The 18546-nt window shown below is 57.6% G+C and carries 19 protein-coding genes; 3 read left to right on the top strand and 16 right to left on the bottom strand.

The window, feature by feature from the left end; all coding sequences use genetic code 11:
• Positions 1 to 2 precede the first annotated feature (2 nt).
• The 7 genes from tppE to murJ form a co-directional block, all read right to left on the bottom strand.
• A complete protein-coding gene (gene tppE / locus G5306_RS17330) occupies positions 3 to 506 on the bottom strand; it encodes a type IVa pilus pseudopilin TppE (protein ID WP_100646794.1) in 504 nt (167 codons plus the stop codon).
• A gap of 255 nt (positions 507 to 761) precedes the next feature.
• Positions 762 to 1697 (bottom strand): 4-hydroxy-3-methylbut-2-enyl diphosphate reductase, encoded by a 936-nt coding sequence (gene ispH, locus G5306_RS17325; RefSeq protein WP_216952856.1) that lies wholly within the window; start codon positions 1695 to 1697, stop codon positions 762 to 764.
• Positions 1697 to 2149, bottom strand: a complete 453-nt coding sequence (gene fkpB / locus G5306_RS17320; protein ID WP_005341354.1) for an FKBP-type peptidyl-prolyl cis-trans isomerase — start codon at positions 2147 to 2149, stop codon at positions 1697 to 1699. The genes ispH and fkpB overlap by 1 nt, the downstream gene beginning before the upstream one ends.
• The gene (gene lspA / locus G5306_RS17315) at positions 2146 to 2643 is read right to left on the bottom strand and encodes a signal peptidase II (protein ID WP_005340447.1); all 498 of its coding nucleotides are present in this window, start codon (positions 2641 to 2643) and stop codon (positions 2146 to 2148) included. The genes fkpB and lspA overlap by 4 nt, the downstream gene beginning before the upstream one ends.
• Positions 2643 to 5504 carry an isoleucine--tRNA ligase gene (gene ileS, locus G5306_RS17310; protein WP_227341908.1) on the bottom strand — a complete coding sequence of 954 codons (2862 nt, stop codon included), beginning with the start codon at positions 5502 to 5504 and terminating at the stop codon, positions 2643 to 2645. The genes lspA and ileS overlap by 1 nt, the downstream gene beginning before the upstream one ends.
• Complete coding sequence (gene ribF, locus G5306_RS17305; protein ID WP_421313318.1) at positions 5504 to 6478, bottom strand: bifunctional riboflavin kinase/FAD synthetase; 975 nt, start codon at positions 6476 to 6478, stop codon at positions 5504 to 5506. The genes ileS and ribF overlap by 1 nt, the downstream gene beginning before the upstream one ends.
• A gap of 99 nt (positions 6479 to 6577) precedes the next feature.
• On the bottom strand, positions 6578 to 8146 hold the full coding sequence (gene murJ, locus G5306_RS17300) for a murein biosynthesis integral membrane protein MurJ (RefSeq protein ID WP_335812311.1): 1569 nt from the start codon (positions 8144 to 8146) through the stop codon (positions 6578 to 6580).
• 191 nt (positions 8147 to 8337) lie between these two features.
• On the opposite strand from murJ, the gene rpsT reads away from it, so the two are divergent.
• Positions 8338 to 8601, top strand: coding sequence for a 30S ribosomal protein S20 (rpsT, locus tag G5306_RS17295; RefSeq protein WP_005308808.1), 264 nt, complete (start codon positions 8338 to 8340; stop codon positions 8599 to 8601).
• 49 nt (positions 8602 to 8650) lie between these two features.
• On the opposite strand, the gene G5306_RS17290 is transcribed toward rpsT, so the two are convergent.
• From G5306_RS17290 to rppH, 8 genes are all read right to left on the bottom strand, one after another.
• The gene (locus tag G5306_RS17290; RefSeq protein ID WP_013724128.1) at positions 8651 to 8953 is read right to left on the bottom strand and encodes an ArsR/SmtB family transcription factor; all 303 of its coding nucleotides are present in this window, start codon (positions 8951 to 8953) and stop codon (positions 8651 to 8653) included.
• A gap of 51 nt (positions 8954 to 9004) precedes the next feature.
• Entirely contained in the window at positions 9005 to 9937 is a 933-nt protein-coding gene (gene nhaR, locus G5306_RS17285; RefSeq protein WP_005340434.1) for a transcriptional activator NhaR, read from the bottom strand.
• The gene (locus tag G5306_RS17280) at positions 9924 to 10289 is read right to left on the bottom strand and encodes a hypothetical protein (RefSeq protein WP_227342980.1); all 366 of its coding nucleotides are present in this window, start codon (positions 10287 to 10289) and stop codon (positions 9924 to 9926) included. Before G5306_RS17280 ends, nhaR begins: the two co-directional genes overlap by 14 nt.
• Positions 10290 to 10327: 38 nt before the next feature.
• Positions 10328 to 11518: a Na+/H+ antiporter NhaA gene (nhaA, locus tag G5306_RS17275; protein ID WP_005341370.1), complete on the bottom strand. Its 1191-nt coding sequence runs from the start codon at positions 11516 to 11518 to the stop codon at positions 10328 to 10330.
• 223 nt (positions 11519 to 11741) lie between these two features.
• On the bottom strand, positions 11742 to 12536 hold the full coding sequence (thyA, locus tag G5306_RS17270) for a thymidylate synthase (protein ID WP_330124901.1): 795 nt from the start codon (positions 12534 to 12536) through the stop codon (positions 11742 to 11744).
• Positions 12536 to 13360 (bottom strand): prolipoprotein diacylglyceryl transferase, encoded by an 825-nt coding sequence (gene lgt / locus G5306_RS17265; protein WP_042084341.1) that lies wholly within the window; start codon positions 13358 to 13360, stop codon positions 12536 to 12538. Before lgt ends, thyA begins: the two co-directional genes overlap by 1 nt.
• 67 nt (positions 13361 to 13427) lie before the next feature.
• Positions 13428 to 15707, bottom strand: a complete 2280-nt coding sequence (gene ptsP, locus G5306_RS17260) for a phosphoenolpyruvate--protein phosphotransferase (protein WP_005340422.1) — start codon at positions 15705 to 15707, stop codon at positions 13428 to 13430.
• Between the two features lie 14 nt (positions 15708 to 15721).
• Positions 15722 to 16249, bottom strand: a complete 528-nt coding sequence (gene rppH / locus G5306_RS17255; RefSeq protein ID WP_005340421.1) for an RNA pyrophosphohydrolase — start codon at positions 16247 to 16249, stop codon at positions 15722 to 15724.
• Positions 16250 to 16982: 733 nt separating this feature from the next.
• Between rppH and mutH the strand changes: the two genes are divergently transcribed.
• Together mutH and G5306_RS17245 are read left to right on the top strand one after the other, a co-directional pair.
• Positions 16983 to 17657 carry a DNA mismatch repair endonuclease MutH gene (gene mutH / locus G5306_RS17250; RefSeq protein WP_421172262.1) on the top strand — a complete coding sequence of 225 codons (675 nt, stop codon included), beginning with the start codon at positions 16983 to 16985 and terminating at the stop codon, positions 17655 to 17657.
• An 80-nt stretch (positions 17658 to 17737) separates the two neighbouring features.
• On the top strand, positions 17738 to 18061 hold the full coding sequence (locus tag G5306_RS17245) for an isoamylase early set domain-containing protein (protein WP_042053334.1): 324 nt from the start codon (positions 17738 to 17740) through the stop codon (positions 18059 to 18061).
• A 107-nt stretch (positions 18062 to 18168) separates the two neighbouring features.
• Here the strand turns inward: G5306_RS17245 and rplS are convergent, their stop codons facing one another.
• The gene (gene rplS / locus G5306_RS17240; RefSeq protein ID WP_005313505.1) at positions 18169 to 18516 is read right to left on the bottom strand and encodes a 50S ribosomal protein L19; all 348 of its coding nucleotides are present in this window, start codon (positions 18514 to 18516) and stop codon (positions 18169 to 18171) included.
• Between the last annotated feature and the right edge of the window lie 30 nt (positions 18517 to 18546).

Raw genomic sequence — 18546 nt, 5'->3', positions numbered from 1 at the left:
CATCATGGGCAGCTAGCCTCGGTAATGGAAGGGCGACCAGCCACTGTGATGTTGATATCACGGGAGGGCTCATTCCGACACTCATCAGGACGCAGGGAAAATACCCGTGCCAACGGAGTGCGGCCATCAAGAAAACCCTCGCTATTAAAACGCAGCAGGGAGGTATTGCTGCTCAATACCCCGCCCCCCATGTCGGGAAAGCCTCGCAACAACTCACCATTATCCAGTATGCCGTTACCGTTGCCATCGACCCAGATCTGCCAGCCAGCCTCCCAGTGATGCTGGGTCAGGTTATCGGCAGAGGCGGAGAGGGTCACTACCGTGTTGCGGCGAATGGCTTCTGAGCGGGCAAGGTTGATGGCCGCAACAAAGTTGTTAGCCTGAGTATTGAGAGAAATAGTGCGCAGCAAAGCGTTGAAGGAAGGAACCCCCAACGTGAGTAACAAAGAGACGAGCGCTATGGTGACCATAAGCTCGATAAGGCTAAAACCTGAACGCAAAAACATCCTGTTTCGCTCTGATTTGTTCCAGGAGGACAGACACACTCCATGTGTGCTAAGCCAGAGTAAGGGCTTGATGGCAGTCTATGCCGGGCACTTGGTGTTTCAATCCCGGCAATGCAAAAGTTCGAGCTGCATCATCAATTTTCGCTGCAATCTAGTTGCGAACATGCAAAGAGGACTCGTTAGAGCCAAAAAAAACAAAGCCACCTCAACGAGGTGGCTCTGGCAATAAACCGACATCCAGCGAGATGAGAGGGATCAGAGGATCCGCAGCTCTGGCGGCACTTCAAACACAACGTTCTCTTCACGGCCAGGATGCTCGGCGACCACCTTGCCTCCCAGCTCCCGCAGGCGGGCAATCACGGACTGCACCAGCACCTCGGGGGCGGATGCGCCGGCAGTGACGCCTATCGCCTTCACCCCTTCCAGCCAGCTCGCCTCAATCATCGACGCATCGTCGATAAGATAGGCTCTGGCGCCCACCTTCTCGGCCAGCTCGCGCAGACGGTTGGAATTGGAGGAGTTGCGAGACCCCACCACCAGCATGGCGTCCACCAGCCCCGCCATCTCCCGCACCGCATCCTGACGGTTCTGGGTGGCGTAGCAGATATCGTCCTTGCGCGGCCCCTGGATCTTGGGGAAGTGCTTGCGCAGCGCATCGATCACGTCAGAGGTCTCATCCACGCTCAGGGTAGTCTGGGTGACGAAGCAGAGGTCATCCGGATTCTTCACCTTGAGCCTGGCCACATCTTCCGGTGTCTCCACCAGATACATGCCACCTTCGCGATTCTCGTATTGCCCCATGGTCCCGATCACCTCGGGGTGGCCAGCATGACCGATAAGCACGGCTTCGGAGCCCTTGCGACTGGCGCGATGGACTTCCATGTGAACCTTGGTCACCAGCGGACAGGTGGCATCAAATACCTTGAGGGCGCGGGACTTGGCCATCTCGCGCACTGTTTTGGCCACGCCGTGAGCAGAGAAAATGACGATGCTGTCATCCGGCACCTCATCGAGCTCCTCGACGAAGACGGCACCCGCATCTTTCAGCTTGTTCACCACATAGCGGTTATGCACCACTTCGTGGCGGACATAGATGGGGGCACCGAACTTCTCCAACGCGCTCTCGACAATGCTGATGGCGCGATCGACACCGGCGCAAAAACCGCGAGGGTTAGCGAGCAGAATATCCATTAATGCACCTTCTCCTCATCATCAACGCCCAGGATCTCCACCTCGAAGGTGACGGTATGACCGGCCAGCGGGTGGTTGAAATCGACCGTCACCGACATCCCGGCTACCGCCCGGATAATGCCCGGCAGCTCGCTGCCATTGGGCTGATCGAACAGGATGATGGTGCCGACTTTTGGCTCCACATCGGCGCCAAATTTGGCACGGTCGAGATGGTAGATGTTGTCGGGATTGGAGAGACCAAAGGCCTCTTCCGGCGCCAGAGTAAAACTCTTGCTCTCCCCTTCGCTCAGCCCCAAAAGGCACTGCTCGAAGGTGGGGGTCAGGCTGCCATCGCCCATCCGCAGGCGGGCAGGTTTGCCGTGCAGCGCCGTGCTGTCGGCAACCGAGCCATCTTCCAGCTTGATGGAGAAGTGGAACAGCACGCTGCTGTTAGCGGTGATCTGCTGGCTCATGCCTGCTCCTTTTTCTCACCACGGAAACCGTCCAGCACGATCATGGCGGCCCCGATAAAGATAAAGCTGTCGGCCAGATTAAATGCCGGCCAATGCGCACGCTGCCAGTAGAAGTCGAGAAAATCGACCACATGGCCCAACACCAGTCGATCAAAGACGTTGCCGAGGGCGCCGCCGATGATGAGTGAATAGGCGATACCGCTCCAACGCTGGGTCACCGACTGCTTGCGCAGCCAGTGGATCAGCAATCCACAGATGGCAAAAGCCAGCACCGCGAAGAACCAGCGCTGCCAGCCCCCCTGATCAGCCAGAAAGCTGAATGCGGCGCCCTTGTTGTAGACGTGAACCAGATTGAAGAAGGGGGTGATCTCCACCCCCGGGTAACCAAATGGCAGCAACTTGACCACGGCGAGCTTGCTCGCCTGGTCCAGAACAAAGGCCAGCACTGCCAGCCACAGCCAACGCAGGCCGCTTTTATGTTGAGTCATGTTCATCAGGCAAATTGACGCGTTTCGCCGTCACCCTCAACGTTGGTCACACAGCGACCACAGATCTCTTCGTGACCGGCTATGGTGCCCACATCTTCTACATGGTGCCAGCAGCGGTCGCACTTGGCGGCAGCAGACTGGGCCACGCTCAGCCACAGGTCATCACGCTCGGTCGCCACAGAGCCTTCCGGCGCAGTGTCAGCCTCAACCACATTGGCTTTGGAGGTGAGCAGCACGAAGCGCAGCTCATCAGCCAGGGCATTCAGGCGTGCAGCCAGCTCCGGCTTGGCGAACAGGGTCAGCTCGGCCTGCAGGGAGCCGCCGATACGCTTCTCGCCACGGGCCACTTCCAGCGCCTTGTTCACTTCACCACGCACGGTGAGGATCTCGGCCCAGAAATCGTCGTTGAGGGTTTCACCCGCTTCCAGCCCGAACAGGCCGTCGTACCACTCTTCGGTGAAGACGAACTCGCCGCGCTCACCCGGCAGCAGTGCCCAGATTTCATCGGCGGTGAAGCTCATGATCGGCGCCATCCAGCGCACCATGGCCTCGGCGATGTGATAGAGGGCTGTCTGGCAGGAGCGACGGGCCAGGCTGTCAGCCTTGGCGGTGTACTGACGATCCTTGATGACATCCAGATAGAAGGAGCCCATCTCGATGGAGCAGAACTGCATCAGCTTCTGGGTTACACCGTGGAAGTTGTACTCGTCGAATGCCGCCATGATCTCGGCCTGTACCGCTTTGGCACGACCCACAGCCCAGCGATCCACCACCACCATGTCGGCAGGTGCCACCATGTCGGTCGCCGGATTGAAGCCGTTCAGGTTGGCCAGCAGGAAGCGGGCTGTATTGCGAATACGGCGATAAGCATCGGCAGAGCGCTTGAGGATCTCATCGGAGACAGTCATCTCGCCGGTGTAATCAGTGCTCGCTACCCACAGACGCAGGATGTCGGCACCCAGCTTGTTCATTACGTCTTGCGGGCTCACCACGTTGCCGATGGACTTGGACATCTTGCGACCCTGACCATCCACAGTGAAGCCGTGAGTCAGCACCTGGTTATAGGGAGCCTTGTCTTTCATGGCCACACCGATCATCAGGGAGGACATGAACCAGCCACGGTGCTGGTCAGAACCTTCCAGATACATGTCGGCCGGCTTGCCGTTGAACTCGGGACGGGCATCGACCACGGAGGCGTGGGTAGAACCGGAGTCAAACCAGACGTCCAGAGTGTCAGGCACCTTGTCGTACATGTCTGCATCGGCACCCAGCAGCTCGGCCTTGTCCAGATCCCACCATGCCTGAATACCGGACAGCTCGACCCGCTTGGCTACTTCGTGCATCAGGCGCACGGATTCCGGATGCAGTTCCTGGGTCTCTTTGTGGACGAACAGGGAGATAGGCACACCCCAGGTGCGCTGACGGGAGATACACCAGTCAGGACGGTTCTCAACCATCGCCTGAATGCGGTTTTTACCCCAGGCCGGTACCCAGCCGCTCTGGCCTTGCTGGGCAATACCGTCCTTCTCGATGCGCTCGATCTCTTCCAGCGCGCGCTTGCGCAGACCCTTCTGCTCCATGCTGATGAACCACTGCGGAGTAGCACGGAAGATGATCGGGGTCTTGTGACGCCAGCAGTGCGGATAGGAGTGGTTGAACACCTTGTGATGCAGTAGGGCGCCGCGTTCGGTCAGCACTTCGATCACGGAGGCATTGGCCTTGAACACATGCTGACCGGCAAACAGTTCGGTATCAGGCAGGTAAACGCCATTGCTGCCAACCGGGTTGGCCACTTCCAGACCGTATTTCTGGCCGACCACGAAGTCTTCCTGACCGTGGCCAGGGGCGGTGTGTACGGCGCCGGTACCGGCATCCAGGGTAACGTGATCACCCAGTACCACCGGCACATCGAAGCTGTAGAAGGGGTGGTTGAAGCGCAGCAGCTCGAGCGCGGCACCCTTGGCATAGCCCAGATTGTGGAACTTCTCGATACCGGCGCGATCCATCACGTCCTTGACCAGCTCGGCGGCCAGGATCAGACGCTCGGGGTGCTCACCTTCAACCTGCACCAGTGCGTAGTCGAGGTCGGCGTGCATGGCGATAGCGCGGTTGGCTGGCAGGGTCCACGGAGTGGTGGTCCAGATCACCGCAGAGATCGGGCCCTTGCCGGTGTGGCCTTCGGCGCAGTCAAACTTGGCGGCAACAGATGCCTCATCGACGGCCTTGAAGCGCACATCGATGGAGGGGGAGTTTTTGTCGTAGTACTCAACCTCGGCTTCAGCCAGGGCGGAGCCGCAATCGGTACACCAGTGCACCGGCTTGGAGCCTTTGTGCAGGTGGCCGTTTTCAACGATCTTGGCCATGGAGCGGATGATGTTGGCTTCGGTGCCAAAATCCATGGTCAGGTAGGGGTGTTCCCAGTCACCCAGCACACCCAGACGGATGAAGTCGGTCTTCTGCGCTTCGATCTGGGTCTTGGCGTATTTGCGGCACTCGGCGCGGAATTCGGCAGCGGAAACCTTCTCGCCCGGCTTGCCGACCATGCCTTCCACTTTCAGTTCGATAGGCAGACCGTGGCAATCCCAACCCGGCACATAGGGGGAATCGAAACCGGAGAGGCCCTTGGACTTGATGATGATGTCTTTGAGGATCTTGTTGACCGAGTGACCGATGTGAATGTTGCCGTTCGCATAGGGGGGGCCATCATGCAGAATGAAAGAAGGCTTGCCCGCTTTGGCGCGGCGAATAGCGCCGTAGAGATCCTGATCATACCAACGCTTCAGCATGTTGGGTTCGCGCTTGGCCAGATCGCCACGCATCGGAAACTCGGTTTCCGGAAGATTCAGGGTGTGTTTATAGTCGCTCATCAGTCCTGGGTTCCCTTCTTTTCTAAAAGAGTGCTGGGTAAATTGAATTGTGGCAGCCCGAACCAGGCTCGGGCCGCCAGGGCATCTCGTTCGATCTGCTCTTTCAAGGCAGTGAAAGAGGCAAACCTCTGCTCTTCGCGCAGCTTGTGGCGAAGCAGCACCTTGACCTGCTGACCATATAGATCACCAGAAAAATCAAATAGATGTACTTCCAATCTGGCTTGTGTACCGCTCAAGGTCGGCCGTACACCCACATTGGCTACACCGGGGAAGGTCTTGCCGGAACATATCACTTCCACCGCAAACACGCCACCGACCGGGATCACCTGACGCTTGAGGGCCAGATTGGCGGTGGGAAAACCTATGGTGCGCCCCAACTTGTCGCCGTGGGCCACCCGGCCGCTGATGGTATAGGGACGGCCAAGCATCAGCTCCACTTCCGCCATCCGGCCCGCCTTGAGGGCTTCACGCACCAGGGTGCTGCTGACCCGCTGCCGTTCAAGTTGGAAGCTCTGGGTACTGATCACCTCGAAGCCGAAGCGATGGCCCGCCGCCTCCAGCAGGTGGAAGTCACCCTCCCGCCCCTTGCCGAAGCGAAAATCATCGCCGACCACCAGATAGCGCACTCCGAGCTTCTCCACCAGCAACTGCTCGATGAATGTCGAGGCCGCCTGCTCGGCAAAGCGGTGGCTGAAGCGCACACAGAGCATGCGGTCGATATGCAGCCCCTGCAGCGCTTCATACTTCTCCCGCAACCGGCTCAGCCGAGCGGGCGCAGCTGTGCCGGCAAACAGCTCCAGCGGCTGCGGCTCAAACAGCATGACGCAGGCGGGCAATCCCAGCTGGGCCGCTTTCTCCTTGAGACGTGCCAATACCGCATGGTGACCCTGATGAACCCCATCAAAGTTGCCAATGGTTAATACACATCCCCGGTGACGGGGCTTGAGATTGTGAATGCCGCGAATAAGCTCCATCAGTGCCTTGTGCGTTGCTGCCATGGAAATCGGCGGATTATATATCAGGCAGCAGGCAGGGTCAGCCCTCATAGCCTGATTTCAACTATCCGGGCCCAATCACGCCCCCTGCTGCCCCGATTTAAGGTGACGCGGCCGAATGCCCAGCAGCAGCAACACCACGGCATAGACCGCAGCCCCCAGCGACAGCAGCATGGTCAGCTGCAAACTGGCCTTGCCCATGCTCCATGCGCCCCACTGGGCCAAATCTGGCGACAGATAGGCGAGCACGCCCCCCATCAGCACGCTGGCGACCAGCAGCTTGAGGCAGAACACGCCAGTATGGCGGGAGGGACGATAGACGCTCTGCTGGTACAACCCCTTGAACAGCAAGGCCGCATTCAGAGTGCCCGAGCAGGCGGTCGAGAGCGCCAGCCCCACGTAACCGAGCGGGTAGATAAAGATGAGGTTGCAGACCATGTTGGCAATCATCGACATCACCCCGATCCGCACTGGCGTCTTGGTGTCCTGACGGGCATAGTAACCGGGCGCCAGCACCTTGATCAGCATCAGGGAGAGCAGACCGGTAGTGGAGGCCAGCAGGCTCGCGCTCGACATGCTCACTTCATGCAGGCCGAACTCGCCGCGCATGAACAGCACTCGCAAAATGGGCTCGCGCATGACCGCAATGCCTATCATGGCGGGCAGGCCGAGCAGCATCACCATCCGCACCCCCCAATCCATGGTGCGGGAGAAGTCCGCCGGATCGGCATCCACATGCTTCTTCGCCAGCGCAGGCAGGATCACGGTACTGATGGCTACCGCAAACAGCCCGAGGGGGAACTCCAGCAGGCGATCAGAGTAGTAGAGGTAACTGATGGCACCGGTCGCCAGGAACGAAGCCAGCATGGTGTTGACCAGCAGGTTGATCTGGCTGACCGATACCCCGAACAGGGCCGGGATCATCAGTGTGCGGATCTTCACCACCCCAGGGTGATTCCATCCCCACTTGGGCCATACCAGCATGTTGATTTGGCGCAAAAAGGGGTACTGGAACAGAAACTGCACCAAACCGCCCAAAAAGACACCAATTGCCAGCGAGATCTCAGGTTTGTCCATCAGTGGCGCAATCCACCAGGCCGCCGCAATCATGGTGATGTTGAGAAACACCGGCGTAAACGACGAGACCGCAAAGCGGCCGAAGGTGTTGAGGATAGCCCCCGCCATGGCGGTAAAGGTGATGAACCATAGGTAAGGGAAGGTGATTTTGAGCATCAGACTGGCGAGCTCGAACTTCTCGGCCGCGGGGCCACCGTGCAGCCAATCCCAGAACCAGCCCCAACCAAACAGGGCAGTCAGCACACCCGACCCCAGCACCCCGAGCAGGGTGACCACAGTCACTATCCCCCCCAGCGTGCCCGCTACCGCCGCCAGCAATTCACGCACTTCCCCCTCGTCGCCATTTTTCTTGTACTCCGTCATCACGGGAACAAAGGCCTGGTTGAAGGCACCTTCGGCGAACAGACGACGCAGAAAGTTGGGAATGCGATTGGCAAAAAAGAAGACGTCGGCGGCCACCCCGGCACCAAGCAGATTTGCGATGACCACATCGCGAACCAAGCCCATTACGCGGGATGCCAGCGTCATTCCGGACACTATCATGCCGGATTTGATCAATTTCTTACTCAAGACGAGGCCTCTGGAACTGTCAGAATGAAAAGAATGCTGCTAGAATCGGCCGACAGTTTAACCGTCTCCCTACTGACACACCACCGGGAGGCGGTGTTTATTTGCACAAATCATTTGACAATATGTGGTTGGAAGGGCATATTTCCGGGCCTTTTCAATACACTCGCTAAGACAGTTTTAGGAGTTTTACCTTGGCTAACATCAAATCTGCTAAGAAGCGCGCTCTTCAGTCAGAAAAACGCCGTCAGCACAACGCCAGCCGTCGTTCCATGACCCGTACCTACCTGAAGAAAGTCATTGCTGCTATCGCCTCTGGCGACAAAGCTGCTGCGACTGCCGCTTTCGCTGTTGCTCAGCCGATCATGGATCGTATGGCGACCAAAGGCCTGATCCACAAGAACAAAGCTGCTCGTCACAAGAGCCGCCTGTCTGCCCAGATCAAAGCTATGGCTTAATCAGCTTCTGCTGATCAAAGCTGAAAAAACCGGCCTTAGTGCCGGTTTTTTATTTATCTGCGCTGCAATAAAGGCGATGCAGCAAACTGATCATTTCACGCACCTCATGGCTGCGCAGCGAATAGTAGACCGTCTGGGCCTCTTTGCGCGTCGTCACCAGCTCATCCCGCCGCAGCAGCGCCAGATGCTGTGACAAGGCCGACTGACTCAATCCCAATCGCTCGTTGAGCTCCCCCACTGACAGTTCGCGCTCCAGCAACTGGCACAGAATAAACAGCCGCCGTTCGTTGGCCAGCGCCTTGAGCAAGGCCACCGCTTTACTCGCATTGGCTTCCATCTCTTCAAGTTGCATCACATCTCTCCTCTACCACTCATCGCCGATGATACGTGGTGACGGGTCGTTTTAAAACGACAGGGTGGCCGGCTGGATGGCGGAGAAGTTCTCCTGGCCGGAAAAGAGAAAGGTAAAATCGCTCTCGCAGACCCGCTTCACCGCCGGATGCTGGATCATCCGCTCGGCGAAGATGACGTAATACTCCTCCATCAGATCCTGAGTTTCCCCGATCAGCATCACCCCCTCCCCCTCGAGGATCTCCTCCCGATAGATGGTGGGAGCCATAAAGATGCCCTGATTGAAGAAGCCAAACGCCTTCATCAAGGCGGCATCATCAAACTCGCCAAGAATGCTGGGAGAAACCCCCTGCTGCTCGAACCACTGGGTCAACTGACGCCCCATGGCGGTACGGCGACCGGGGATCAGCAGCTTGCGCTCTTCCAGACAGGCGGGAAAGGGCTTTTCAGGCAGCGGCGCCTTGCAGAAGAAGCTGACGCCACAGCCGCCCAGCCGTTTGGAGAGCAGCCCCGCATGCTGGCTGGAGTCCACCGGACAGTCGGAGAGGATCATATCGAGCTTGTGCTCGCTCAGCTGCTCCAGCAGCAGTTCGTGGGTCGATTCGAAACAGCGCAGATGGATGGAGCCATCATTGGGGATGACAGAGAGCAGCACGCGGCTGGCAAGGCGCTTGGAGAGGGCATCGGCGATGCCGACGTCGAACAGGATCTGGCTCTCCTTGCGGTAGTTGACGATATCGAGCATCTCGTAGGAGAGGCTGAACATCTTGTCGGCATAACGAAACACCAGCTGGCCCAGCTCGGTCGCCTCAAGAGAGCGCCCCTTGCGTTTGAGCAGCTTGCCCCCGAGGCGCTGCTCCAGCAGCTTGATCTGACCGGTGACGGTTTGCGGGGTCAAAAAAAGGGCTTCCGCTGCCTGGGTAACGGAGCCCTTCTTCTGAGTCATCCAGAAATAGTAGAGATGGTTGTAGTTAAGGTGTGACATCCGATGGGGTTCCCGCTTGACGCGGACTCCGGTAGCAGCTGAGTTCAACCGCCAGAATGTCATACATGTCGCTGACCGAGTCAACCTTGTTCGCGCCAAACTGCTCCATCAGACTGGCCTTGAGGCGTGCCTTGTCAGGCATCCGGTCAGCGCAATAACGCTTGTTGGAACGCTTGACCATCTCGCCAGCCCGGCTGCTCAGCGCCCGTTCGGAGAAGGTCTCGCCAAAGCGCGCCTTGGCCTGCTTGTCCCCCAGCAGCAGGGCGCTGTCTACCACCCCGTTGAGATAGGCCGAACAGCTGGCCGAACCAGCCTCCTGTCGACACTCTTCAAACCCGCCAGCTAATCCCATAGGACTGACCAAGAAGAGCAGTAACCATGCCTGTTTTCTCATAAACCCTCCGCATTCTGGTCCCCATCACTCTTGGGGAGTGACAATCGCAAGGCCAGATAGCCAACCAGCGCTGCAATGCTGGATCCAACGAGGATCCCGAGGCGCGAGTAGCTGCCGTAATCCAGCCCACCATGCTCAAAGGCCAGTGACGCGATAAACATCGACATGGTGAATCCGATACCACAGAGGATGCTGACCGCAAAAATCTGCTTGAAGTTAACCCCGGGCGGCAACTGGGCGATACCCAGTTTGACCGACAGCCAGCTGATGGTAAACACCCCGAGCGGCTTGCCGATAAACAGTCCCAGCATGATGCCCATGGGCACCGGATTCAACAGGGAGGAGAGACCTATCCCCTCAAGGGATACCCCTGCGTTGGCAAAGGCAAACAGCGGCAGGATCAGATAGGCGCTCCAGGGATGTAACGAGTGCTCAAGATGCTTGAGTGGCGACTCATAACGCTTCCCCTTGAGCGGGATCATAAATCCGACCACCACACCGGCCAACGTCGCGTGAACGCCCGACTTGAGTACAGCAACCCAGAGCACCAGACCAACCAGCATGTAGAGGCTGATCCTGTCCTCGCCACGACGGTTCATCCAGAATAGGGTAAAGGTAGCCAGAAGGCCGATCGCCAGCGCCTCAAGCGACAACTGCTGGGTATAGAAGAGTGCGATGATGATGATGACGCCGAGGTCATCCATGATGGCCAGCGCCAGCAGGAATACCTTGAGGCTCACCGGCACCCGCTTGCCGAGCAGCGCCATCACCCCGAGGGCAAAGGCGATGTCGGTCGCAGCCGGGATCGCCCAGCCAGCACGCGCCACTTCGTCCGAATAGTTAAAAAAGGCGTAGATCAAGGCTGGAGCCAGCATGCCGCCCACCGCCGCGATGGCCGGAAAAGTCGCTTGCACCCGGGAGGAGAGCGCCCCCTCCAGCATTTCACGCTTCACTTCCAGGCCAACCAGCAGGAAGAAGATCGCCATAAAGCCATCGTTGATCCAGAGCAGCAGTGGCTTGTTGATGTCGAGAGCCGCGATGCGCACCTGCACCGGCGTGTCGAGAAACGCCTGGTACCCGCCAGCCAGCGCGGTATTGGCTAAAATCATTGCCAGCATGGCAGCCATGATCAGAATAATTCCGGAGGCGGCCTCCAGCTTCAGGAACTTTTTGATTACATCACTCATGGTTAAATTTTCCACCGTATTGCTTTGGTTTGAGTCTATCTCTTGCAACAACCAATGGAAAATCGTTTCTTGCTGCTCAATACAACGAAAAAACCGAAAGCAAAATAGAACATACCTGCTATAAGCAGGTTTTTCCTCGTCTCTGGCTACCGTCTTATTAATCAATAAAATGAATTTTCAATTATTTAACTGCATAAAAAAGGCGCCCTGAGGCGCCTTGCTATCAGATGGCGACGGGCGCCTTGATGCCGGGATGGGGGTCATAACCCTCGATCTCGAAATCCTCGAACTTGTAGTCGAAGATGGAGTCAGGTTTGCGCTTGATCAGCAGGGTCGGCAGCGGGCGCGGCTCGCGGGAGAGCTGCAGAGCTGTCTGCTCCATGTGGTTGGAGTAGAGATGCACATCACCGCCAGTCCAGACAAAGTCACCCACTTCCAGATTGCACTGCTGGGCCATCATGTGGGTCAGCAGGGCGTAGCTGGCGATGTTGAACGGCAGGCCGAGGAACACATCACAACTGCGCTGGTAGAGCTGGCAGGAGAGCTTGCCGTCCGCCACATAGAACTGGAAGAAGGCGTGGCAGGGAGCCAGCGCCATCTTGTCCAGCTCGCCCACGTTCCAGGCGGAGACGATGATGCGGCGCGAATCCGGGTTGTGCTTGATGTCATCCACCGCCTTCTGGATCTGGTCGATGACAGACCCGTCAGCGGCAGGCCAGGAGCGCCACTGCGCGCCGTAAACCGGCCCCAGATCGCCATTCTCGTCGGCCCACTCATCCCAGATGCTGACGCCATTTTCCTTCAGATAAGCGGTATTGGTATCGCCATTGAGGAACCAGAGCAGCTCGTGAATGATCGAGCGCAGGTGGCACTTCTTGGTGGTCACCAGCGGGAAACCCTCCGCCAGATTGAAGCGCATCTGATGGCCGAACAGGGAGATGGTACCGGTGCCGGTACGGTCAGACTTGACGGTCCCCTCATCGAGGATTTTCTGCATCAGGTCGAGATAAGCTCGCATTATTTCGCCTCCTTCACGGCATTACCGAACAACTGCGGACGCTTGTAGGCGGCCCAGATCATCAGGGCACCGGCGATAATCATCGGGGTGGAGAGGATCTGGCCCATGCTGATCTCCTGGAAATAGAGACCAAGCTGGCTGTCCGGCTGGCGCACAAACTCCACCAGGAAGCGGAACAGGCCGTAGAACAGCAGGAACATGCCGGAGATGGCACCGCGCGGCGGATTCTTGCGCCAGAAGAGATTGAGGATGATGAACAGCACCACCCCTTCCAGTGCGAACTGGTAAAGCTGGGAGGGATGACGCGGCTCGGGGCCGGCCTCCGGGAAGATGATGGCCCAGGGTACATCGGTGACCCGGCCCCACAGCTCGCCGTTGAGGAAGTTGCCGATCCGGCCGACGCCGAGACCGAACGGAATGAGCGGTGCCACAAAGTCGGCCACGGTGAAGAAGTGGCGCTTGGTCTTGTGGGCAAACCAGATCATCGCGGTGATCACCCCGATCAGACCACCGTGGAACGACATACCGCCGGTCCAGATCTTGAACAGATAGGTGGGATCCGCGAGGAAGAGATCGAAGTTGTAGAACAGCACGTAACCGACACGGCCACCGAGGATCACCCCGAGGAAACCGTAGAACAGCAGATCCGACACCTCGTTGCGGGTCCAGCCGCTGTTCGGTGTATCGGCGCGACGGCCGGCAAGCCACATGGCAAACGCAAAACCGAACAGGTACATGAGACCATACCAGCGTACCGATAGTGGTCCCAAACTGAATGCTACGGGATCAATCTGCGAGAAAACCCAATATCCATCGTGCTGCATATGCGGCCCCAGTCAAAATAAAAGCCGCATTTTCCGATCATTCGTCAGCAGGGACAAGGCATGATTATCAATCACTCTGTTTCGATTTATGACCGGCTCGCAGCAAACCGCCCAAACCATGCTCCTCCAGATAGCGGGCAAACAGGCCGCGCAGTACGTGGGGGTTGTCATGTTTGAGGCCATCGGCCATCAGTTCGGTCAACTCGCTCAGGGTGGATTGACGCAGCACGTACTTGATCCGGGCGATGTTGTGGGTATTCATACTGAAGCGGCGATAACCCATGGCCAGCAGCAGCAATACACCGACCGGATCACCGGCCAGCTCGCCACACACCGACACCGGCTTCTGGTAGCGATGGGAAGCATCAACCAGCTGTTGCAGGGCGCGGATCACCGCAGGATGGAAGGCATCGTAGATGTTGGCAACGCGGGAGTTGTTGCGATCCACCGCCAGCAGGTACTGGGTAAGGTCATTGCTGCCCACAGACCAGAAGTCGATGAGCGGCGCCATCTCCGGCAAAATAAAGAGGGCTGAGGGCACCTCGATCATCACCCCGAGGCTGGGATAGCGGATCACCGCATCGCGACTCGCCGCCTCTTCCGACACCTCTCGCCACGCCTGATCCAGCAGACGACGGGAGGCCTTGATTTCGCTGACGCTGCTGATCATCGGCAGCATGATGGCCAGATTGTCCAGCCCTTCACTGGCCCGCAGCATCGCCTTGAGCTGCACCAGAAACAGTTCGGGGTGATCCAGGGTGATCCGGATCCCCCGCCAGCCAAGGAAGGGGTTTTCCTCGACGATGGGGAAATAGGGTAACGGCTTGTCGCCGCCCACATCCAGCGTCCGCATGCAGACCGGCCGGTTGCGGTAGGTCTCCAGAATGCCGCGATAGCGGGCAGTCTGTTCCCACTCGGAGGGGAAGCTCTCCTGCAGCATGAAGGGGATCTCGGTGCGATAGAGACCCACCCCGTCCGCCAGCTGGTTGAGGGAGATCTCGGTATCGGCACTGAGGCCGGCGTTGAGCAACAGGGAGACCTTGGTGCCATCGGCCGTCTCGGATGGCAGGTTATCGACGCTGCGCACCAGGGTATCGAGCGCCCGCTCTTCGCTCAGCAGCTGACGATACTCGGTCAGGATCACCTGATTGGGCTCGATGAAGAGATCGCCGCTGTAGCCATCGACCACCAACATGCGACCGCCGATGTCGCCGAGCGGCAGATCGACCCCCATGATGGCGGCCACCCCCATGGCGCGGGCCAGAATGGCCGCGTGGGAGTTGGTCCCCCCCTTGAGCGAGACCACCCCGGTCAGATACTCGCGGGGCACTTCCGCCAAAATGGTGGCGGTCACCTCGTCAGCAACCAGCACCACCGGCTCACCGATGGAGATATGTTCCGGTTCATTCTGCACCAGTCGGCTGATCAACCGCTGGGCAATATCCTTCACGTCGGTGGAGCGCTCCTGCAGGTAGGGATCCTTCATCCCCTTGAATTGCTCGATCAAGCGATCGCTGATCAGCTTGACCGCAGATACCGCAGTCCAGTGCTCCTTGCTCACCTTGTTGCGGATCGGCTTGATATAACCGGGATCGTTCAGCAGATGGAGGTAGATATCGAAGATCGCCACCGAATCCTGGCTGTAGCTCTCGCGAAAACGCAGCGCCAGACTCTCCAGATCGTGACGAACCTCCTCCACGGCCAGCTCCAGCCGCGCCAGCTGGCTGGCATGGTCTTCATCCTTGCGCGGGGTAATGGACGAGAGCGCCTTGCGGGGCCGCCACACCCAGGCCTTGGCCATGGCGATACCGCTGGCACCGGCAATACCGCGCAGCGGCTTGCTCCAGTCGGTCTTCTGCAACCACCCCTTGGCCTGCGCCTGGGCAATCCGCGCCGCCAGCTGGGCCGCCAGGGTGACCATGAAGGACTCTTCCCCCTCATCGAAGCGGCGACTCTCCTTCTGCTGCACCACCAGAATGCCAACCACCTGACGCTGGTGCATGATGGGGGCACCGAGGAAGGAGCGGAACGCCTCTTCGGCAACATCGGGCAGGAATTTGAAACTGGGGTGCGCGGGGGCATCAGCCAGGTTGATCAGCTCTTCCCGCTGACCCACCAGACCGACGATGCCCTGCTCGTAGGGCAGGGTCACCTTGCCGACTGCGGACGGGGCCAAGCCGTCGGTAGCCGCCAGACGATAGCGACGCACCTCGGGTTCCGAGACATAGACGGAGCAGCAGTCCACTGCCATGGCGTGCCGGGTCTGGCTCACCAATGCTTGCAAGGCCTGCTCGAGGGTATTGGCCTCGGCCATGCTCTCGACGATACGTCTCAGTTCCGTTAACAACTAATCTGTGCTCCTTAACGGGCGCGGTTGCGCCGCCCATCCTTCTTGTTGACCTGCACTGCCGGCACTGGCATCGCCAGCGGGGCAAACTCTTTCATGACCCGGCGGTAAACCTCCCGCTTGAACGAGACGACCTGCCGCACCGGGTACCAGAAGCTGACCCAACGCCAGTCGTCAAATTCGGGATGGCCATGACAGCCGAACTGGATCCGCGACTCCTTGCCCGAATTCAGCTGTAACAGGAACCATTTTTGTTTTTGGCCAATACAGACCGGTGAACTGTCCCAGCGGACAAGACGTTTGGGTAAACGGTACTTTAGCCAGTTACGACTGGTGGCCATGATGGTCACATCTTCGGGCTTGAGGCCAATCTCCTCATACAGCTCTCGATACATGGCCTGCTCTGGCGTTTCACCATCATCAACCCCCCCCTGCGGAAACTGCCAGGAGTGCTGCCCATAGCGTTTAGCCCACAACACTTGTCCTTCACGGTTACAGATCACGATACCGACATTGGGACGAAATCCGTCGCCATCAATCACGTGATCACCTTATAAAGGCTGAATCTATAAGGAGATTGTTCCACATTCACTCCGTGGCAGCAAACAAGGAGTGAATCCCCTGTTTCATGAATAACTTTCAATTTCAAACATACTTATAAACAAATCCAAGGATCCGCGCCCCCAAGTTGCCCACCCAGGCTGTGCATAAAGCTGTTAGCAAACGGGTATATACAGTACTTTTTAACTGTACGCGAAAAGTAACTCTTCGTATCACCACGCGACATTAAATATAAAAAATCATTATTTTTTATGAACTTGAGATAAAATAACTGGATCTAGATCCATGTTACCCCAAGAGCCTGATCCATGATCCGGATTGTGAACAAGTTCAACTGCTCAAAGATCCACCGTGGCGAAATTATCCACAGGAGTGGCACAATATCTACCCCGTTTACCCTGTAAAAATGGGGTGGCATTCACAATTTTTTGTAACATATCAGCGACTCCAACCACTTTCATCCACTTATCCAAGATTTCTGTGGATAACTGTGTGTAACATCATGCACAAACCCTTGGACAACTATTTAGAGGTCAAACCAGACCAGGATCACTACTCGATAAAATAGACAAAATCCTTTAAAATCATAATGATGAGATGATAGCCCCCAAACTCTCTGCATTTGATCTTATCCACTCAGGATCGGTTATAAAAACAGCGATCCTTCTCGGGATCCTCCCCTGTTAGAATATGGCGAGCAAGATGGAACCAACTATGCCAAGCAATCCCCAATCCGAGCAGGAGTTATTAAGCCGCGCCAATGCCATGGCCGGCTTCACCCTGGCGCAGATAGCCGCCGAGGCAGGCGTCGTGGTGCCCAAAGATCTGCGCCGTGACAAGGGGTGGGTCGGTCAGTTGATCGAGCTGCAACTGGGAGCCAGCGCAGGGAGCAAGCCGGAACAAGACTTCCCAGAGCTGGGGATCGAACTCAAGACGATCCCCGTGGATCCTCAAGGCAAACCGCTGGAAACCACCTTCGTCTGCGTCGCCCCGCTAATCGGCGTCAGCGGCCAGCGCTGGGAGGAGTCCAACGTGCGCAACAAGCTATCCCGGGTGCTCTGGATCCCGGTGGAAGGCAGTCGGGAGATCCCGGTTGGCGAGCGGCGGGTCGGCATGCCGCTGATGTGGAGCCCGAATGAAGAGGAAGATCGGCTACTGCGTCAGGACTGGGAGGAGCTGATGGACATGATAGTGCTGGGAGAAGTGGAGCAGATCAGCGCGCGCCACGGCCAGGTGATGCAACTGCGGCCCAAGGCGGCCAACAACAAGGCGCTGACTCGCGCCATCGGCCGCGATGGTCAACCCATCATGACCCTGCCCCGCGGCTTCTATCTCAAGATCGACTTCACCCACAGTCTACTGCAACGCTATTTTGCCTTGCCGACTTGATCTGCCTTATCAACATCTTTGTCATATGGTGGTATAAAAATAGACAGGAGCTATTTTTAACTCACAGACAAGGAGGCGTCATGCCACTTACCAAGCAGTTTCTCAAGTCCAAACCCGAGGTCAAGGTGACCTTCGCCGTAGAGAAGGAGGCCGCAGCAGGGGCAGAACAGGTGATGCTGATCGGCGAGTTCACCCAGTGGCAACCGGTCGAGCTGAAACGCATGAAGAGCGGCGAGTTCAAAGCCACCCTCAATCTGCCGACCGACGGCCCGGGGTACTTCGAATACTGCTACCAGCTCATCACACCGGCAGGGGAAACCCTCTACGAGAATGACTGGGCAGCGGATGACTATGTGCCAGGCCCCTTCGGGCGAGACAACTCGGTAGTTCGGGTCATCCAGTAACGGCACCCAGATAGCCAATAGACGGATACAAAAAAGGCTCGCCATTGGCGAGCCTTTTCACTACCTGTCGAGCTATTGCCGACATACCGACACCAATTCGAATCGAATTAGTTGAGCTTCTCTTTGATACGAGCAGCTTTGCCGGACAGGTTGCGCAGGTAGTACAGTTTGGCGCGGCGAACATCACCACGACGCTTCAGTTCTACACTGTGGATCAGCGGAGAGTGAGTCTGGAATACACGCTCAACACCTTCGCCGTTGGAGATCTTGCGAACGGTGAAAGCAGAGTGCAGACCGCGGTTACGCTTGGCAATAACGATGCCTTCGAAAGCCTGCAGACGCTCTTTACCACCTTCTTTAACACGAACTTGAACACGTACAGTGTCGCCCTGGGCAAAAGCCGGGATGTCGGTACGCAGTTGCTCTTGTTCAAGCTGCTGAATAATCTTGCTCATTGTCTTTCCTTACCTAGGATAAACTGAAAA

This window comes from Aeromonas sp. 603404 (assembly GCF_049171775.1).
Lineage (GTDB): Bacteria > Pseudomonadota > Gammaproteobacteria > Enterobacterales > Aeromonadaceae > Aeromonas > Aeromonas veronii_A.
This window is presented reverse-complemented; position numbering and strand designations above follow the sequence as displayed.

What these genes read in the sequence shown, in the direction of transcription:
- nhaR (WP_005340434.1), bottom strand. Translation starts at nt 9,937, where the DNA reads ATGTCACACCTTAACTACAACCATCTCTACTATTTCTGGATGACTCAG.
- G5306_RS17280 (WP_227342980.1), bottom strand. Translation starts at nt 10,289, where the DNA reads ATGGGATTAGCTGGCGGGTTTGAAGAGTGTCGACAGGAGGCTGGTTCG.
- nhaA (WP_005341370.1), bottom strand. Translation starts at nt 11,518, where the DNA reads ATGAGTGATGTAATCAAAAAGTTCCTGAAGCTGGAGGCCGCCTCCGGA.
- ribF (WP_421313318.1), bottom strand. Translation starts at nt 6,478, where the DNA reads ATGGAGCTTATTCGCGGCATTCACAATCTCAAGCCCCGTCACCGGGGA.
- ileS (WP_227341908.1), bottom strand. Translation starts at nt 5,504, where the DNA reads ATGAGCGACTATAAACACACCCTGAATCTTCCGGAAACCGAGTTTCCG.
- G5306_RS17245 (WP_042053334.1), top strand. Translation starts at nt 17,738, where the DNA reads ATGCCACTTACCAAGCAGTTTCTCAAGTCCAAACCCGAGGTCAAGGTG.
- lspA (WP_005340447.1), bottom strand. Translation starts at nt 2,643, where the DNA reads ATGAACATGACTCAACATAAAAGCGGCCTGCGTTGGCTGTGGCTGGCA.
- G5306_RS17290 (WP_013724128.1), bottom strand. Translation starts at nt 8,953, where the DNA reads ATGCAACTTGAAGAGATGGAAGCCAATGCGAGTAAAGCGGTGGCCTTG.
- ispH (WP_216952856.1), bottom strand. Translation starts at nt 1,697, where the DNA reads ATGGATATTCTGCTCGCTAACCCTCGCGGTTTTTGCGCCGGTGTCGAT.
- rplS (WP_005313505.1), bottom strand. Translation starts at nt 18,516, where the DNA reads ATGAGCAAGATTATTCAGCAGCTTGAACAAGAGCAACTGCGTACCGAC.
- tppE (WP_100646794.1), bottom strand. Translation starts at nt 506, where the DNA reads ATGTTTTTGCGTTCAGGTTTTAGCCTTATCGAGCTTATGGTCACCATA.
- thyA (WP_330124901.1), bottom strand. Translation starts at nt 12,536, where the DNA reads ATGCGAGCTTATCTCGACCTGATGCAGAAAATCCTCGATGAGGGGACC.
- fkpB (WP_005341354.1), bottom strand. Translation starts at nt 2,149, where the DNA reads ATGAGCCAGCAGATCACCGCTAACAGCAGCGTGCTGTTCCACTTCTCC.
- mutH (WP_421172262.1), top strand. Translation starts at nt 16,983, where the DNA reads ATGCCAAGCAATCCCCAATCCGAGCAGGAGTTATTAAGCCGCGCCAAT.
- lgt (WP_042084341.1), bottom strand. Translation starts at nt 13,360, where the DNA reads ATGCAGCACGATGGATATTGGGTTTTCTCGCAGATTGATCCCGTAGCA.